Source organism: Streptomyces sp. NPDC005438 (assembly GCF_040606315.1).
GTDB lineage: Bacteria > Actinomycetota > Actinomycetes > Streptomycetales > Streptomycetaceae > Streptomyces.
In genome coordinates this window covers 26,719-41,589 of sequence record NZ_JBEXEP010000014.1, presented here as the reverse complement: position 1 = coordinate 41,589, position 14,871 = coordinate 26,719, and the positions used below count along the sequence as shown (strand labels likewise).

General features: G+C 70.8%; 9 protein-coding genes. 1 reads left to right on the top strand and 8 read right to left on the bottom strand.

The features are described 5' to 3' along the window. Positions 1-4: 4 nt before the first annotated feature. The 5 genes from ffh to ABZT14_RS23810 form a co-directional block, all read right to left on the bottom strand. Positions 5-1,564, bottom strand: coding sequence for a signal recognition particle protein (ffh, locus tag ABZT14_RS23830; protein WP_356306090.1), 1,560 nt, complete (start codon positions 1,562-1,564; stop codon positions 5-7). A 91-nt stretch (positions 1,565-1,655) separates the two neighbouring features. Continuing rightward, positions 1,656-4,271, bottom strand: a complete 2,616-nt coding sequence (locus tag ABZT14_RS23825; protein ID WP_356306088.1) for a [protein-PII] uridylyltransferase — start codon at positions 4,269-4,271, stop codon at positions 1,656-1,658. 25 nt (positions 4,272-4,296) lie between these two features. Then, a complete protein-coding gene (locus ABZT14_RS23820; RefSeq protein WP_356306086.1) occupies positions 4,297-4,635 on the bottom strand; it encodes a P-II family nitrogen regulator in 339 nt (112 codons plus the stop codon). After that, the gene (locus ABZT14_RS23815; protein WP_356306084.1) at positions 4,632-5,894 is read right to left on the bottom strand and encodes an ammonium transporter; all 1,263 of its coding nucleotides are present in this window, start codon (positions 5,892-5,894) and stop codon (positions 4,632-4,634) included. The genes ABZT14_RS23820 and ABZT14_RS23815 overlap by 4 nt, the downstream gene beginning before the upstream one ends. Before the next feature lie 219 nt (positions 5,895-6,113). Next, positions 6,114-7,706: a hypothetical protein gene (locus ABZT14_RS23810; protein WP_356306082.1), complete on the bottom strand. Its 1,593-nt coding sequence runs from the start codon at positions 7,704-7,706 to the stop codon at positions 6,114-6,116. 365 nt (positions 7,707-8,071) lie between these two features. Between ABZT14_RS23810 and ABZT14_RS23805 the strand changes: the two genes are divergently transcribed. After that, positions 8,072-8,785 carry a DNA primase gene (locus tag ABZT14_RS23805; RefSeq protein ID WP_356306080.1) on the top strand — a complete coding sequence of 238 codons (714 nt, stop codon included), beginning with the start codon at positions 8,072-8,074 and terminating at the stop codon, positions 8,783-8,785. A 66-nt stretch (positions 8,786-8,851) separates the two neighbouring features. On the opposite strand, the gene ftsY is transcribed toward ABZT14_RS23805, so the two are convergent. From ftsY to ABZT14_RS23790, 3 genes are all read right to left on the bottom strand, one after another. Continuing rightward, on the bottom strand, positions 8,852-10,009 hold the full coding sequence (gene ftsY / locus ABZT14_RS23800) for a signal recognition particle-docking protein FtsY (protein WP_356306078.1): 1,158 nt from the start codon (positions 10,007-10,009) through the stop codon (positions 8,852-8,854). A gap of 596 nt (positions 10,010-10,605) precedes the next feature. Then, the gene (smc, locus tag ABZT14_RS23795; RefSeq protein WP_356306237.1) at positions 10,606-14,175 is read right to left on the bottom strand and encodes a chromosome segregation protein SMC; all 3,570 of its coding nucleotides are present in this window, start codon (positions 14,173-14,175) and stop codon (positions 10,606-10,608) included. A gap of 220 nt (positions 14,176-14,395) precedes the next feature. Beyond that, on the bottom strand, positions 14,396-14,599 hold the full coding sequence (locus ABZT14_RS23790; RefSeq protein ID WP_356306076.1) for a hypothetical protein: 204 nt from the start codon (positions 14,597-14,599) through the stop codon (positions 14,396-14,398). Positions 14,600-14,871 lie beyond the last annotated feature (272 nt).

The following is a 14,871-nucleotide window of genomic DNA, read 5'->3' as shown; positions in this document are numbered from 1 at the left end:
GAGGTCACTGGGGGGGCAGGATGTCCCGGAACTCCTTGGGCAACTCGAAGTTCTCCGCGCTCTGACCGGCCCCGGGCAGACCGAAGACGCCGTCTCCCTGGGCGCTGCGACGCTGGGCGGCCTCCTCCTCCTGCTGCTTGCGCTTCATCGGGTTGCCGGAACGCTGCTTGCCCTTGGCCTTCTTCTGCTGCTTGCCCTTGCGCCTGGCGCCGCCGGCGCCGGGCATCCCCGGCATACCCGGCATCCCGGGAACGCCGCCGCCCTGCGCCATCTTGGACATCATCTTGCGCGCCTCGAAGAAGCGCTCCACCAGGTTCTTGACCGCGCTGACCTCGACGCCCGAACCCCGGGCGATACGGGCCCGGCGCGACCCGTTGATCATCGTCGGCTCCGCGCGCTCGGCCGGGGTCATCGACTTGATGATCGCGGCGGTGCGGTCCACCTCGCGTTCGTCCAGGTTGTTGATCTGGTCCTTCATCTGCCCCATGCCGGGCATCATGCCGAGCAGCTTGGAGATGGAGCCCATCTTGCGGACCTGCTCCATCTGCGCCAGGAAGTCGTCGAGCGTGAACTCCTTGGGCCCCTTCGCCAGCTTGGCCGCCATCTTCTCGGCCTCTTGCTGGCTGAAGGTCTGCTCGGCCTTCTCGATCAGGGTGAGCACGTCACCCATGCCGAGGATCCGCGAGGCCATGCGGTCCGGGTGGAACGCGTCGAAGTCGTCCAGCTTCTCGCCGTTGGACGCGAACATGATCTGCTTGCCGGTGACCTGGGCCACCGACAGCGCGGCACCGCCTCGCGCGTCACCGTCCAGCTTGGACAGGACCACTCCGTCGAAGCCCACGCCGTCACGGAAGGCCTCGGCGGTGGTCACCGCGTCCTGGCCGATCATGGCGTCGACCACGAAGAGGACCTCGTCCGGGCTGACCGCGTCCCGGATGTCGGCGGCCTGCGCCATCAGTTCCTGGTCGATGCCCAGACGTCCGGCGGTGTCGACGATGACGACGTCGTACTGCTTGTCGCGGGCGTGCGCCACCGAGTCCTCGGCCACCCGGACGGGGTCGCCCACGCCGTTGCCCGGCTCCGGCGCGAAGATCGCGACGCCGGCGCGCTCGGCCACCACGCTCAGCTGGTTGACCGCGTTGGGGCGTTGCAGGTCACACGCGACCAGCAGGGGGGAGTGCCCCTGGTTCTTCAGCCAGCGCCCCAGCTTTCCGGCCAGGGTCGTCTTACCGGCGCCCTGGAGGCCCGCCAGCATGATCACGGTGGGCGGGTTCTTGGCCAGGCGCAGCCGACGGGTCTCGCCGCCGAGGATGGCGACGAGTTCCTCGTTGACGATCTTGATGACCTGCTGGGCGGGGTTCAGTGCCTGGGAGACCTCCGCCCCCATGGCACGTTCCTTGACCTGCTTGATGAAGGCCCGCACCACGGGCAGCGCGACGTCCGCCTCCAACAGGGCCACGCGGATCTCGCGCGCCGTGGCGTCGATGTCCGCCTCGCTCAGACGGCCCTTGCCCCTGAGGTTCTTGAACGTCGCTGCGAGGCGATCGGAGAGAGTGTCGAACACGGCGGAGCGAATCCTTCACGTTGGAGGCGTACGGAGCGACCGCGAATCGGGCAGGCGGTCGACGCCCCAAGGGTATCCGTACGGCGGCGGGTCAGTCAGCCGCCAGGGTCCGCTCCAGGGAGCGCGCCAGCCTGGAGGCCTCGGACTCCGCCAGGGGCACCGGGGGCCCCGGGGGTTCCGTCTCGCGGTCGGTGACGTAGAAGGCGTCGACCGCGTTGTCCCCCAGCGTGCTCACCCGCGCCCCGCGCACCAGTACGCCGGCCTCGGCGAGGGCGGCGGCGATGCGGAACAGCAGCCCCGGGGCGTCCTGGGCGCGCACTTCGAGTACCGAGGCGGACCGGGAGCCGTGGGGAGCCACCGTGACCCGGGGCGGGGCCACCACGGAGCGCCGTCGGCGGGGGCGGCGGTAGGCGGCTTCCCGTTCCGCGAGCCGGCGTTGGATGTTCAGGGTGCCCTCGACCGCGCGCACCAGGTCGGCGCGCAGTCGCTCGCCCTGGGGCAGCGCCCCGAACTCCGCGGCCACCCGCCAACTGAGCAACAGCACCGCGGTGCCCTCCTCCCGGCGGCCGGCCCGAGGCGCGGGGCGCTCACTCACCACCGCTTCCGCGGCGTCGGCGCCGTCCGCCCGCGCCGACGCCGCGGAGACCCACAGCTCCTTGAGGTCCGCGGTGCGCACCGCGAGCCGGTGCAGGGCGAGGACCCCGGAGGCAGCGGCGAACGCCTCGGGGTGGCTGGGCAGCGCGATCAGCAGTTCGGCGCCGACCGGTTGGGGCGCCGTCGCCGCGTCGTCGCCGCCCTGTGGCAGGTCGGCCTCGCCGGGCAGCCTGAGGACCAGTTCCGGCTTCGACCGGGTCGCCGCCCGGAGGGCCAACTCCCTCGCTTCCGCGTCGAGTTCGCCACTGGCGACCTGGCGTTCGGCGCTCTCCCCGGCGAGCACGGACCGGGTACGGGTGACCAGTTCTCCCACCAGGGTGCTGCGCCAGTCCGACCAGGCGGCCGGTCCGGTGGCCCGGGCGTCGGCCTCGGTCAGGGCGTGCAGCAGTTCCAGGGTCCCGGCATCCGGGATCAACGCGGCGACGGAGCGGATGGTCTGGGGATCGTCCAGGTCCCGTCGGGTCGCGGTGTCGATCAGCAGCAAATGTCGGCGTACCAGCACGGCCAGGGTGTCGACGTCGGCCTCGTCGAAGCCCATGCGGGCGGCCATGTCCCGGACGATGGTCTCCCCCACGATGGCGTGGTCGCCGGGCCAGCCCTTGCCGATGTCGTGCAGCAGCGCGGCGACCAGCAACAGGTCCGGCCGGTGCACGTCGCGGGTGAAGGCGGAGGCCTGCACCGCGGTCTCCACCAGATGACGGTCCACGGTGAACCGGTGGACCGGGTTGCGCTGCGGCCGACAGCGCACCCGCTCCCAGTCGGGCAGGAGTCGGCTGATGATGCCCCCGACCTCCAGCGCCTCCCAGGCGGGCGCCGTCGCCGCGCCCGCGCCGAGCAGCGTCACGAACGCCTCGCGGGCCTCGGAGGGCCAGGGCTCGGGCAGGGTGACGGTGGCCTCGGACATCCGCCGTACCGACGGCAGGGCGAGGGGAAGTCCCGAGCGTGCCGCGGCTGCCGCCGCGCGCAGGGGCAGGACCGGGTCCCGTTCGGGGCGGGCGGTCCGGGCGAGGGCCACCTCGCCGTCGTACTCCACCACGCCCTCGGCGAGGGGCATCCGCTCCGACGGCGCCGACACACCGCCCCGTGTCAGCACCCGGCTGCGGCCCAGGCGCCGTCGGGGCGCGGCGCGGTCGCGCAGTACGCGGTGGACCTCGCGCCAGGTGACGTCGCTGGCGTAGGCGACGGTGCGGGCCGCCTCGTAGACCTGGCGCAGCAGGGTGTCGGCGTCCAACAGGCCCAGGAACGAGGCGACCTGGTCCTGGTCCTCCATGGTGAGCCGGTCGGTCGCCCGCCCGGTGGTCAGGTGCAGGGCGTCCCGGACGTCCAGCAGGGTGTCCCGTGCCTCGGCCAGGCCACGGTGCGGGGCGTCGGCCACCCACGAGGCAGCGACGGCGCGGAGAACGGTGACGTCCCGCAGTCCGCCGCCGGCTTCCTTGAGGTCCGGTTCCAGCAGGTACTGGAGTTCACCGTGCAGTCGGAGCCGTTCCCGCTGGGACGCGTGGATGCGGGGCAGCTGTCGCGGCGCGCGGTTCCGCCACTGCGCCAGTACCCCGCCGCGCAGTTCGGCGGTGAGGTCCGCGTCACCGGCCAGGTGTCGGGCGTCCAGCAGCCCGAGTTGGACCTTGACGTCCTCGGCGGCCGTCGCGCGGACCTGTGCGGGGGTGCGCACGGAGTGGTCGAGGGCGATCCCCAGGTCCCAGACTGGGTACCACAGTTGGTGGGCGAGGGCGGCGAGCTGCTCGGAGTCCACCGCGTCCTCGTGGAGCAGCAACAGGTCCAGGTCGCTTCGAGGGGACAGGGAACCCAGGCCGTACCCGCCCAGGGCGACCAGGGAGATCCTTCGTGAGGGCTTCCGGCGCGTGGCAGGGCCGGGCCGCCGCGAGTCGGTGCGTACGGCGGCATCGAAGAGGCCGGCGAGCCACTCGTCGGTCAGCCGGGCCAGTTCGGCCCTGCGCCACGACCCGGGCCGCGCCGTCTCCTGGAGGAGGCGCAGCCGGGCCGCGGCGTAGCCGGCGGGGTCGGTCCCGGTCTTCTGCGGGCTGGCGGTGTGCATGGGGACCAGACTCCGTTCCGTCTGCTCAGAGCGCGTCGGGACCGCGCTCGCCGGTGCGAACCCGTACCGCCGTGTCGACCGGCACGCTCCAGACCTTGCCGTCGCCGATCTTTCCGGTACGGGAGGCCTTGACGACCACCTCGATGAGCTGTTCGGCGTCCTCGTCCTCGGCCAGTACCTCGATGCGGATCTTGGGGACGAGGTCGATGGTGTACTCGGCGCCGCGGTAGACCTCGGTGTGGCCGTGCTGGCGTCCGTAACCACTGGCCTCGGTCACGGTCAGACCGGCGACGCCGAACGCCTGCAACGCGTCCTTCACCTGGTCCAGTTGGTGCGGCTTGATGACCGCGGTGATGAGTTTCACGCGTCAACCCTCCTGCTCTCCTGCGGCGCCGACGTAGCGGACTTGCGGGTGGTGGATCCGGTGATCGCGCTGAAGTCGTACGCGGTTTCCGCGTGGTAGCCCTGGTCCAGGCCGGCACGCTCGTCGTCCTCGGTGGCCCGGAAGCCGACCGACAGGTCCACCACCTTGGCGATCAGCCAGGAGACCACGAAGGAGTACGCCATCACCGAGAAGGCTCCGACGGCCTGCTTGCCGAGTTGGCCGGCACCGGCCAACCCGTCGATGGCGAGCACCCCGACGAGCAGGGTTCCGACCACGCCGCCGACCAGGTGCACCCCGACCACGTCGAGCGAGTCGTCGTAGCCGAGCTTGTACTTGAGGCTGACGGCCCAGGAGCAGACGGCTCCCGCCACCACGCCGATCAGGATGGCTCCGAGCGCGTTGACGTGGGCGCCGGAGGGAGTGATGGCGACCAGTCCGGCGATGGCACCGGAGGCGGCGCCCAGTGTCGTGAACGCTCCGTGGCGGATCCGTTCGTAACCGAGCCACCCGAGCATGGCGGCACCGGTCGCGACCTGGGTATTCAGGGCCATGCTGGCGGCGGTGCCGTCGGCGGCCAGTTCGGAACCGGCGTTGAACCCGAACCACCCGAACCACAGCAGCGCGGCGCCCAGGACGACCAGCGGAAGGCTGTGCGGGCGCATGGGGTCCTTGCGGAAGCCGATGCGCTTGCCGACCACCAGTACGGCGGCCAGCGCGCCGACGCCGGCGTTGATGTGGACCGCGGTACCGCCGGCGAAGTCGATGACCTCCAACTCGTACAGCCAGCCACCCTCGGCCCAGACCCAGTGGGCGACCGGGAAGTAGACGATGGTGACCCACAACGCGATGAAGAGGGTCCAGGCGCTGAACCGCACCCGGTCAGCCAGGGCACCGCTCATCAGAGCGGGGGTCAGTACGGCGAACATCAGCTGGAAGCAGACGAACGCGAAGACCGGAATGCCCTCCTTGCCGTCGGTCAGGGTGTCGACGCTGATGCCCTTGAGTCCGAGGTGGTCGAAGCCTCCGATGACGCCACCGTGGTCGGTGCCGAAGGCGAGTGAGTAGCCGTAGAGGACCCACAGCACGCTGATGACTCCCAGCGAGATGAAGGACATCATCAGCATGTTGAGCGCGCTCTTGACGCGCACCATCCCGCCGTAGAAGAAGGCGAGTCCCGGTGTCATCAGCATGACCAAGGCCGCGCTGATCAGCACGAATGCTGTATCCGCTCCATTCAATGGACGTCTCCTCGATTCACGACCCGTGCGGGCAGGTCTGGTCGGCCAGGATGTCGCCCAGGTTTTCCGAGGGCCGTTTCCCGAGGAGTCGTGCGGTGTTTCCCGGGCGTGACGATGTACCCGCCCTTGTTACGTCCACATGAAGGGGGTGCCTCACGGGGCCCGCCTCGCTATGCTGCGCGCCAACCACGGGACCGCCCCCGTACGGATCGTCCCCGCTCAGCCGGCCGCCGCGAGGGCGGCGGGGTCCGGGAGTTCGGACTTGATCCGCTGCCCCAGTCGCACCACGTCGGCGACATGCCCGAAGTCCTGTTCGGCCTTGGCCCCGGTGCTGCGCAGCCGGTTGTTGACCCGCTCGGAACGGATCTGGGCGGCGACGTCGCAGGCCTGTCCGGCCAGGGAGGCGCAGCCCTCCGGTTCCCTTTGCAGCAGGTGCACGGTGGCCAGGCCGATGAGGTTGAGGGCGTAGGAACGGCGGTGCCCGACACCGGGCCCCTCGGCCAGTTCCCGGGCGAACAGGGACACCGCCTTCTCCATGATCGGCCGGGCCAGCGAGGCGTAACTCGGGCTTCGGCCGGCCACGTAGGCCAGGTCACGGTAGGCGTGGGCACACTCCGCGTACAGCTCGCCCTCGGTGAAGAAGGTGATCCAGTCCGGTTCCCGGTGGTGAGGTTCGACGTCCTCGAAGGCGTCCTCGGCCATCCGCGTGGCCCGTTTGCACTTGCCCGGCTCCCCCAGGTTCGCGTACGCCCGGGCCTCCACCGCGTACAGCATCGCCTGGGTACGCGGGGTGGCTTCCTCACGGCTGCCGTACTGGGCGAGGTGGATGAGTTCCAGCGCGTCGTCGGGGCGGCCAAGATGCGTCATCTGGCGGCTCATGTTGGACAGGATGTACGCGCCCAGCGCCTGGTCCTCGGCCTCCTTGGCCGCGTGGAGGGCCAGGACGAAGTACTTCTGCGCCGTGGGCTGCAACCCCACGTCGTAGCTCATCCACCCGGCCAGCTCCGCCAGTTCGGCCGTCACCCGGAACAGTCGCGGGGTCACCCGACTCGACTGGCACTCCCTCAACAGCTCGGTGACCTCGTGGAGTTGGCCCACCACCGCCTTGCGCCGCAGCCCCCCGCCGCAGTGGGCGTCCCAGCGGCGGAACATGGCGGTGGTCTGTTCCAGCTGGCTCACCTCCGGCAGGGAGATCCTGGGGGAACGTTTATCCAACCGCTTGGACCTCGTCGCTCCCCCCTGGACGACGGACAGGTGACCTCGCACGGTCTCCCGTCCGTCCGGCACGGGAACCGGCGGCTCCCCGGGGAGCGGCCGCTCCGACGGCGGGGTGGGCACCAGCCACCGTTGCATCGGTTCCACGAGCGCGGCACCGGCCGTCATGGACAGCGAGGCGCCCAGGAATCCGCGGCGGGCCAGCATCAGGTCGCTGCGGGAGAAGTCGTGGATCATCGCCAGGGTGGGCTGCCCGGCCCACGGGAGGTCCGCTCCCGAGTCACCCGAGGGACGCGGGGCGCGTAGGCCCAGGTCCTCCGGGGAGATCACGGCGCCGAAGCGCTCGGAGAACAGCTCGGACAGTATCCGGGGGATGGGTTCCCGGGGCTGCTCGCCGTCCAGCCACCGCCGCACCCGGGAGGTGTCGGTGCTGATGTGGTGCGCGCCCAGTCGCCGCGCGCGGCGGTTCACCTGCCGCGCCAGCTCGCCCTTGGACCAGCCGCTGCGCAGGAACCAGGAACGGAGCGCTTCGTTGGGCTTCTTCTCACTCCTGCCGGCGTTCTCGGTGATCACGACGTCGCTCTCGCTGGCCCGCACCGCTCACGCCCCCTCTGGTTCCGTTTCCCGCCGGTGGTGGCGGCGTCCCTGAGGAACTGCGTCCTGTGGCGAGGAAGGCACCCTTGGTGTCCGCCGGTCATCTTGTCGTGTGCCTCCGGCATACCCACGCCAGCACTTCTGCCTCCATCGTGCGAACTGAAAGTAGTTCAACAGTCACTGTCCCGGGAGATGGTCTACCCAATCGCCACCCTTCGCCACCCCTCCTTTTGAACCGCCTTGACGCTCGGGGCTGTTGACTTGTTCGGCGCCGGAAACGTCGTCGAACACCGCTGGGAAGACGCCCACGACGGGGCCCAGCCGGCGCCCCACGTAACCACGTACCGGGCCGGACCGTTGGAGGGAGCATGGGCTTCACGATCGGTGGGATCCGACAGACGCGGGCGCCACGCCCGACCGTGCTACGCCCGGGGGGCACACGCCAGGACCGTCACCGCGTCCAGGACGCGGTGACCGAGTACGCCGACCGCTGGGGCTGGCCGGTCGTCCCCGGAGCCCGGGCCACGAAGATCGACGGACGACTGCGCTGCTCCTGCGGCCGGGCGAACTGCCTCGCCCCCGGAGCACATCCACTGGCCGGTGACCCGGCGGCGGATCCCGGGCCCGACCGGCCACCGCGACGCGGGCACACCCCCTCGGACGCCTCCGTGATGCTGGCGGTGGGACGCCGTTTCGACGTACTGGAGATCGCCGAGTCCGCCGCCCACCACGCGGTGGCCCGGCTGGAGCGGATGGGCCTCCCCCTGGGGCCGGTGGCGGTCACCCCGCACCACCGTGCCTGGTTCCTGGTGGCGCCCGGAGCCTGCGCCGACCTGCCTGACCTGCTGTACCGCATGGGCTGGGAAGGGGTCACGCTCGACCTGCGCGGCCTGGGCCCGGGCCAGCACATCGCCGCTCCCCCCTCCGACCTCGGCGGGCTCGGCCCGGTGCGCTGGCTCCGCGCGCCGACGGCGGAGGGGGCACGGCGCCCCCCGCCGGCCCGCCTGCTGCTGGGCACCCTGGCGTACGTCTGCCACCGCGTGGCCCGGGGCCTCAACGGAGTGGTACCCGCACAGAGTTGAGGCCCGAGGGGACTCCTCGGGCCTCACACCACATCGCGGTCATGGCGCGGCGACGGCGCCCGCGCGTCAGTCGCCGATCAACGCCTCCACGAACGCCTCGGGCTCGAAGGGCGCGAGGTCGTCGGCGCCCTCGCCCAGGCCCACCAGCTTGACCGGTACGCCCAGTTCACGTTGTACGGCGACGACGATGCCGCCCTTGGCCGTACCGTCCAGCTTGGTCAGCACGATGCCGGTGATGTCCACGACCTCCGCGAACACCCGGGCCTGCACCAGACCGTTCTGCCCGGTGGTGGCGTCCAGGACCAGCAGCACCTCGTCCACCGGGCGCTGCTTCTCCACGACCCGCTTCACCTTGCCCAGCTCGTCCATGAGCCCGGTCTTGGTGTGCAACCGCCCGGCGGTGTCCACCAGCACGGCGTCCACCTGCTCGTCGATGCCCGCCTTGACGGCGTCAAAGGCCACCGAAGCGGGGTCGCCACCCTCGGGACCGCGCACCGTCCGCGCGCCCACGCGCTCGCCCCAGGTCTCCAACTGGTCGGCGGCGGCGGCACGGAAGGTGTCGGCCGCGCCCAGCAGGACCGACTTGCCGTCAGCCACCAGCACGCGCGCCAGCTTCCCGCTGGTGGTGGTCTTACCGGTGCCGTTGACGCCCACCACCATGACCACACCGGGCTTGCCCTCGGCGTGGACGGTGCGGTCCAGGTCCGGCCCGACCAGGGTCAGCAACTCCTCGCGCAGCAGCGTACGAAGCTCCTCCGGGGTACGCGTGCCGAGGACCCGCACCCGCTCCCGCAACCGCTCCACCAGCTCCTGGGTGGGCGCCACGCCCACGTCGGCGGTGATGAGGGTGTCCTCGACCTCCTCCCAGGTGTCCTCGTCCAGACGGTCCCGGGAGAGCAGGCTGAGCAACCCCTTGCCAAGGGAGTTCTGCGACCGCGACAGACGCGTCCGCAACCGCACCAGTCGTCCGGCCGTCGGCTCCGGGGCCTCGACCGTGGTGACCTCGGGTTCGGGCAGTTCCACCTCGTCGACGGTGCGGGTGGCGCCCTCCGGTTCGCCCTCGGCCTCCTCTCCGACATGGGGTTCGATGGGAGGCGCGGTGGTGGCCGGGCCACTCTCAGGAGGGGCGCTCGGCGACTGCTTCCTGCGGCCACTGACCACGAGTCCGGCGACCACGCCAAGCGCGATCACGGCGATCACTACTGCAAGGATGACGAATTCCATAACTCCACCAGTATCGGCCAAGGGCCCCGGACATCGGCGCGACAGGTCGTCGGCGCCCCGGGTGAACGCGGATGAACCAGCTTCCGGGACCGCCCCCTGGCGCTGCCCCGCAACGGTACTGCCCCGACCCTTCGAGTCGGGGCAGTACCTGAAGCGAGGAGTCGGGCGGCGGGGTTTGGCCCGTCCCCTCCCACGCCCCTCCCCCGGCTTCCGCGCCCGGAGGCGAGGGGGCCACGAGGGGGGACGAAGATCGCGTGAAACCGCCGGACCATCCACGACCCGTACCTCGCGGGGCCACGGGTGCGCACATCTCACCGCCCTCGCCCACGGTGGCCCCTCGAACGGGGAGCCTTCGGGAAAGCGCGGAACAGACGGCCAGCAGTTGAATGGCTCTGACGGCCAACTTGAGGCTATGCGTTCAGACTTCGAAGTCAATACCTCGCGAGAAGCCGCTGAGAGCACGAACATGAAACTTCGAGCTTCAACGAGTGAAACCCCGTCAGTGCTCGCCTCGTGCGGCGTCACCAGGAGTCCCCGCAACCAGCCCCTCGCCGATCCCCCCGTCGTCGCGCCGACGGCGCGGGGAGGATGAGGGCTCAGCCGAGTCGCTGGCTGATCACCTTGGACACACCGTCGCCCTGCATCGACACCCCGTAGAGCGCGTCCCCGACTTCCATGGTCCGCTTCTGGTGGGTGATGACGATCAGCTGCGAGCTGTCCTTGAGCTCCTCCATGATGCGGATGAGGCGTTGGAGGTTGGTGTCGTCCAAGGCGGCCTCCACCTCGTCCATCACGTAGAACGGACTGGGCCTGGCCTTGAAGATCGAGACCAGCAGGGCGACCGCGGTCAGCGAACGTTCCCCGCCGGACAGCAGGGAGAGCCGTTTCACCTTCTTGCCCGGCGGCCGGGCCTCCACGTCCACCCCGGTGGTCAGCATGTTCTCCGGGTCGGTTAGCACCAGCCGCCCCTCGCCACCGGGGAACAGCCGCGAGAAGACTCCCTCGAACTCACGGGCCGTGTCGTGGTACGCCTCCGTGAAGACCTGCTCCACGCGTTCGTCAACCTCCTTCACCACGTTCAGCAGGTCGGCGCGGGTCTTCTTCAGGTCCTCCAACTGCTCGCTGAGGAACTGGTGCCGCTCCTCCAACGCGGCGAACTCCTCCAGCGCCAGCGGGTTGATCTTCCCCAGCTTCTGATACGCCCGTTCCGCCGCCTTCAGGCGCTTCTCCTGCTCAGCCCGTACGAAGGGCACCGGCTTGTTGCGCGGGTGCTCCGGGTCCTCGGGCAACTCCTCGCCCTCGGCCGGCGGTGACGGCGGCACCAGTTGCCCGGGGCCGTACTCCGCGATCAGCACGTTCGGCTCCACGCCCAGCTCCTCCAGGGCCCGGGCCTCCAACTGCTCGATACGCAGCCGCTTCTCGGCTCCCAGCACCTCACCCCGGTGCATGGAGTCCGTGAGCTTGTCCAGCTCGTCCTTCAGCTCCCTGGCCTGGTTCCGCTCGGCCACCAAAGCCCGCTCGCGCTCCTCCTTCGCCGCCTCCACGGCCTGCCTGTCCTCGTCGGCACGCCGTAGGGAGACCTCCACATGGGCCAGCAACTGTCGGGCACCCGAGGCCACCGCTTCGGCCACCTCGGCTTCGTGCCGCAACCGGGCCTGCCGCTGCTCCGCCCGCCGCCGGGACTCCCGCTCCGCCCGCGCGGCACGGTCCAGCCCCTCCGCCCGGCCCGCGAGTCCCTTGACCCGCTCCTCATGGGTGCGCACCTGGAGGCGGGCCTCCATCTCGGTCTGCCGGGCGTTGGCGCCGTCGGCCGAGAGCCGGTCCCGCACCGAGGTGTCCGGCTCCACGTCGTCATCCTGGGCTTCCCTGGCCGCTTCCAACCGCTCGGCCAACTCCGCGGCCTCCGCCTCGGCCCGCTCCGCCGCCTCCTCCGCCCGGGCCGCCGACTCGGTGGACCGCTCGGCCTCCTCCGCGGCGGCTCGGGCCTGCCCCCCGAGCCGGCCCAGGTCGCCGGCCACCTTGGAACGTTCCCGCTCGGCGGCGCTGACCCGGCGGGAGTAGTCCTCCACGAGCTGCGCGGACTCCCGGCGACGCTCCCGTGCCCGCTCCAGGGCGCCGGCGGCCTCCTCGGAGCGTACGGCCAGTTCCTCCAGTTCCCGTGCGGCCTCGTCCACGGCCGCCTGCGCCTCCAACATGCTGGGCGCCCCGGCCGACCCACCTCGGGTCAGGGGGCGTCCCAGCAGGTCACCCTCGGCGGTGACAACCGTCAACAGGGGCTGCTGGGTGAGGAGTTCCTCCGCGTCCTCCAGGGTTCGGACCACCACCACCCCGTCCAGCAGCGCCCGGACGGCGGGCATCAGAGGCTCGGGGGCCTGCACCAACTCCACCGCGCGCGTGCCAAGGGGCAGGGGGTCCTCCACCGGGACCCGTACGCGCCCCCCGCCGTCGTCGCCGGCGACCACCATGGCCACCCGACCGGAGTCCTGTTTACGCAGCAACCGCAGGGCCTCCGCGGCGGACGCCACGTCCTCCACTGCGATGGCGTCCGCCGCGGCGCCCAGAGCCGTGGCGATCGGTGTCTCGAAACCGGCGGTGACCCTGAGCAGCTCGGCGGTCGGCCCCAGCAGGCCGCCCAACCGCTCGCGGGCCTCCCACAGGGCACCCGAACCGTCCTTGCGCTGGAGCCCCAGGGCCAGCGCGTCGTGCCGCGCCGACGTCGCGGCCCGCTCACGCTCCAGGACGGTGGCCGTCTCCCGAGCCGTGGACAGTTCACTCTCCGCCTCGCTCAGGGCGCGCTTCGCCGCCTCCAGGGAATCCGCCAGCTGGCTGTCGTCGGACTCCAGCGTCTCGACCTCGGCCTTCAACGCCTCGTACTCGGTTCTGGCCGCCTCCGCCCGGGCGAGCGCCTGCTCGCGGGAGGACTCCAGTCGCTCGATCTCCGACCGCGCCGACGCCGCGCGGCTGTGGGCCGCCTGGGCCTGCGCCCCGAGCCTGGCCAGACCCTCCCGGCGGTCGGCGAGAGCGCGGGCCTCGTCCTTCAGCCGGCGCTCCTCCTGCGCCAACTGGCGCTCCAACTCGGCCCGGTGCTCGACGGTGTCGTCCAGGGCGCGCTGTGCCGCCTCCAGAGCGGCCTCCAACTCCGCCTCCTGTTCCCGGATCCGCTGGGCCTCCCGTTCCAGCTCCTCCGGGTCCCTGCCCCTCCGCTCGGTCTCCGGTGCGGACCGGGCGCTGTGTACCCGTGCGTCGGCCAGGCTGATGGTGCCCCGGATCCGCTCGGCGAGTTGGGACAGTTCGTACCAGGTGTCACGGGCCTGCTGGAGCTTCGGCGACAACGTGTGCGCCTGGTGTTCCAGGGCCGCCTCCCGCCGCAACGCTTCCTTGACCCGCGCCTCGACCACACCCCTGCGTTCCTTCAGGGCGGCCTCGTCGGCCAGCTCGGTACGTAGCGCCTCCCGGAGGTTGCCGAGGTCGTCGGCGAGGAGACGTAGCCGGGCGTCCCGCAGGTCGGCCTGGATCACGGCGGCCTTGCGGGCGACAGCGGCCTGGCGCCCCAGGGGCTTCAACTGCCGCCGCAGTTCGTCCGTGAGGTCCTGGACGCGGGCGAGGTTGGCCTGCATCGCGTCCAGCTTGCGCAGCGCCTTCTCCTTGCGCTTGCGGTGCTTGAGGACGCCGGCGGCCTCCTCGATGAAGGCCCTGCGACCGGTCGGGTCGGCGTGCAGTACGCCGTCGAGCTGCCCCTGCCCGACGATCACGTGCATCTCCCGGCCGATCCCGGAGTCGGACAGGAGTTCCTGGATGTCCAGAAGGCGGCAGGTGTCGCCGTTGAGCTGGTACTCGCTGCCGCCGTTGCGGAACATGATCCGGGTGATCGTCACCTCGGAGTACTCGATCGGCAGAGCACCGTCGGTGTTGTCGATCGTCAACGACACCTCGGCCCGGCCCAGCGGTGGCCGCCCGGTGGTGCCGGCGAAGATGACGTCCTCCATCTTCCCGCCGCGCAGCGACTTGGCGCCCTGCTCCCCCATGACCCAGGACAGGGCGTCCACCACGTTGGACTTGCCGGAACCGTTGGGGCCCACCACACAGGTGATGCCGGGCTCGAAGCGCAACGTGGTGGCGGAGGCGAAGGACTTGAACCCCCGGAGGGTCAGGCTCTTGAGGTGCACGGCGTCGGACTCTACTCTCCCGGGCACGCGACGCTCCGCCGCGATACGCCTCGGGCTTTCAACTGGCTGTCATATTCCGGGGTTTCGCCACGGAACCGGCAGGGCAAGCAGACGGTAGGCAAAAACGGGAGGTTGGAAACGACAAAGGGACGCCGTAGCGTCCCTTGCAGTGCCGTAAGCGGTTGGCTGTGCAGCAGCCCGACCGGCCCGGTGGGCGGGGTCAGGTCAGCGCAGGCTCCGCCTTGGATACGTCAATGCTGTCAAGCAGAGAGTCATGCCGAGCGGCGGCGGACAGCGCGTCATTCTCAGCCTGGACTCGCACAAGCTCGGATTCCAGGTCCTGGACGCGCTGCTGAAGCCGTCGCATCTCGACGAGGACTCGGGGGTCGGATCCGCCGACGTAACCGAGAAGCGCCTTTGCCATGATGGATGGTCCTCCGAAATGAGTGACCGACCGCAGCGATATGGGTCGTGAGGGATGCGTAACCCGCGTGTTCGCCCCTGCCTCGAGCCCCAGGGTCAAACATGTCCTGTGTGCGCGGGGCTTCCAGAGTCTCACCAAAAGGTTTGGCGGTCAACACGATCACAGCCCACAGGCCCCCATTGCCTTGAAAATCCAGCGCGATCACGCGGTGGGCCGAGGGGAGAAAGATCATTTCCTGTGGCGCTTGGGCGGCAGCTTTGCACGTCACCTGA

Bases quoted from the DNA above. Each gene is read 5' to 3' on its own strand.
- ABZT14_RS23825 (WP_356306088.1), bottom strand. From the start codon at position 4,271: ATGCACACCGCCAGCCCGCAGAAGACCGGGACCGACCCCGCCGGCTAC.
- ABZT14_RS23805 (WP_356306080.1), top strand. From the start codon at position 8,072: ATGGGCTTCACGATCGGTGGGATCCGACAGACGCGGGCGCCACGCCCG.
- ABZT14_RS23790 (WP_356306076.1), bottom strand. From the start codon at position 14,599: ATGGCAAAGGCGCTTCTCGGTTACGTCGGCGGATCCGACCCCCGAGTC.
- ftsY (WP_356306078.1), bottom strand. From the start codon at position 10,009: ATGGAATTCGTCATCCTTGCAGTAGTGATCGCCGTGATCGCGCTTGGC.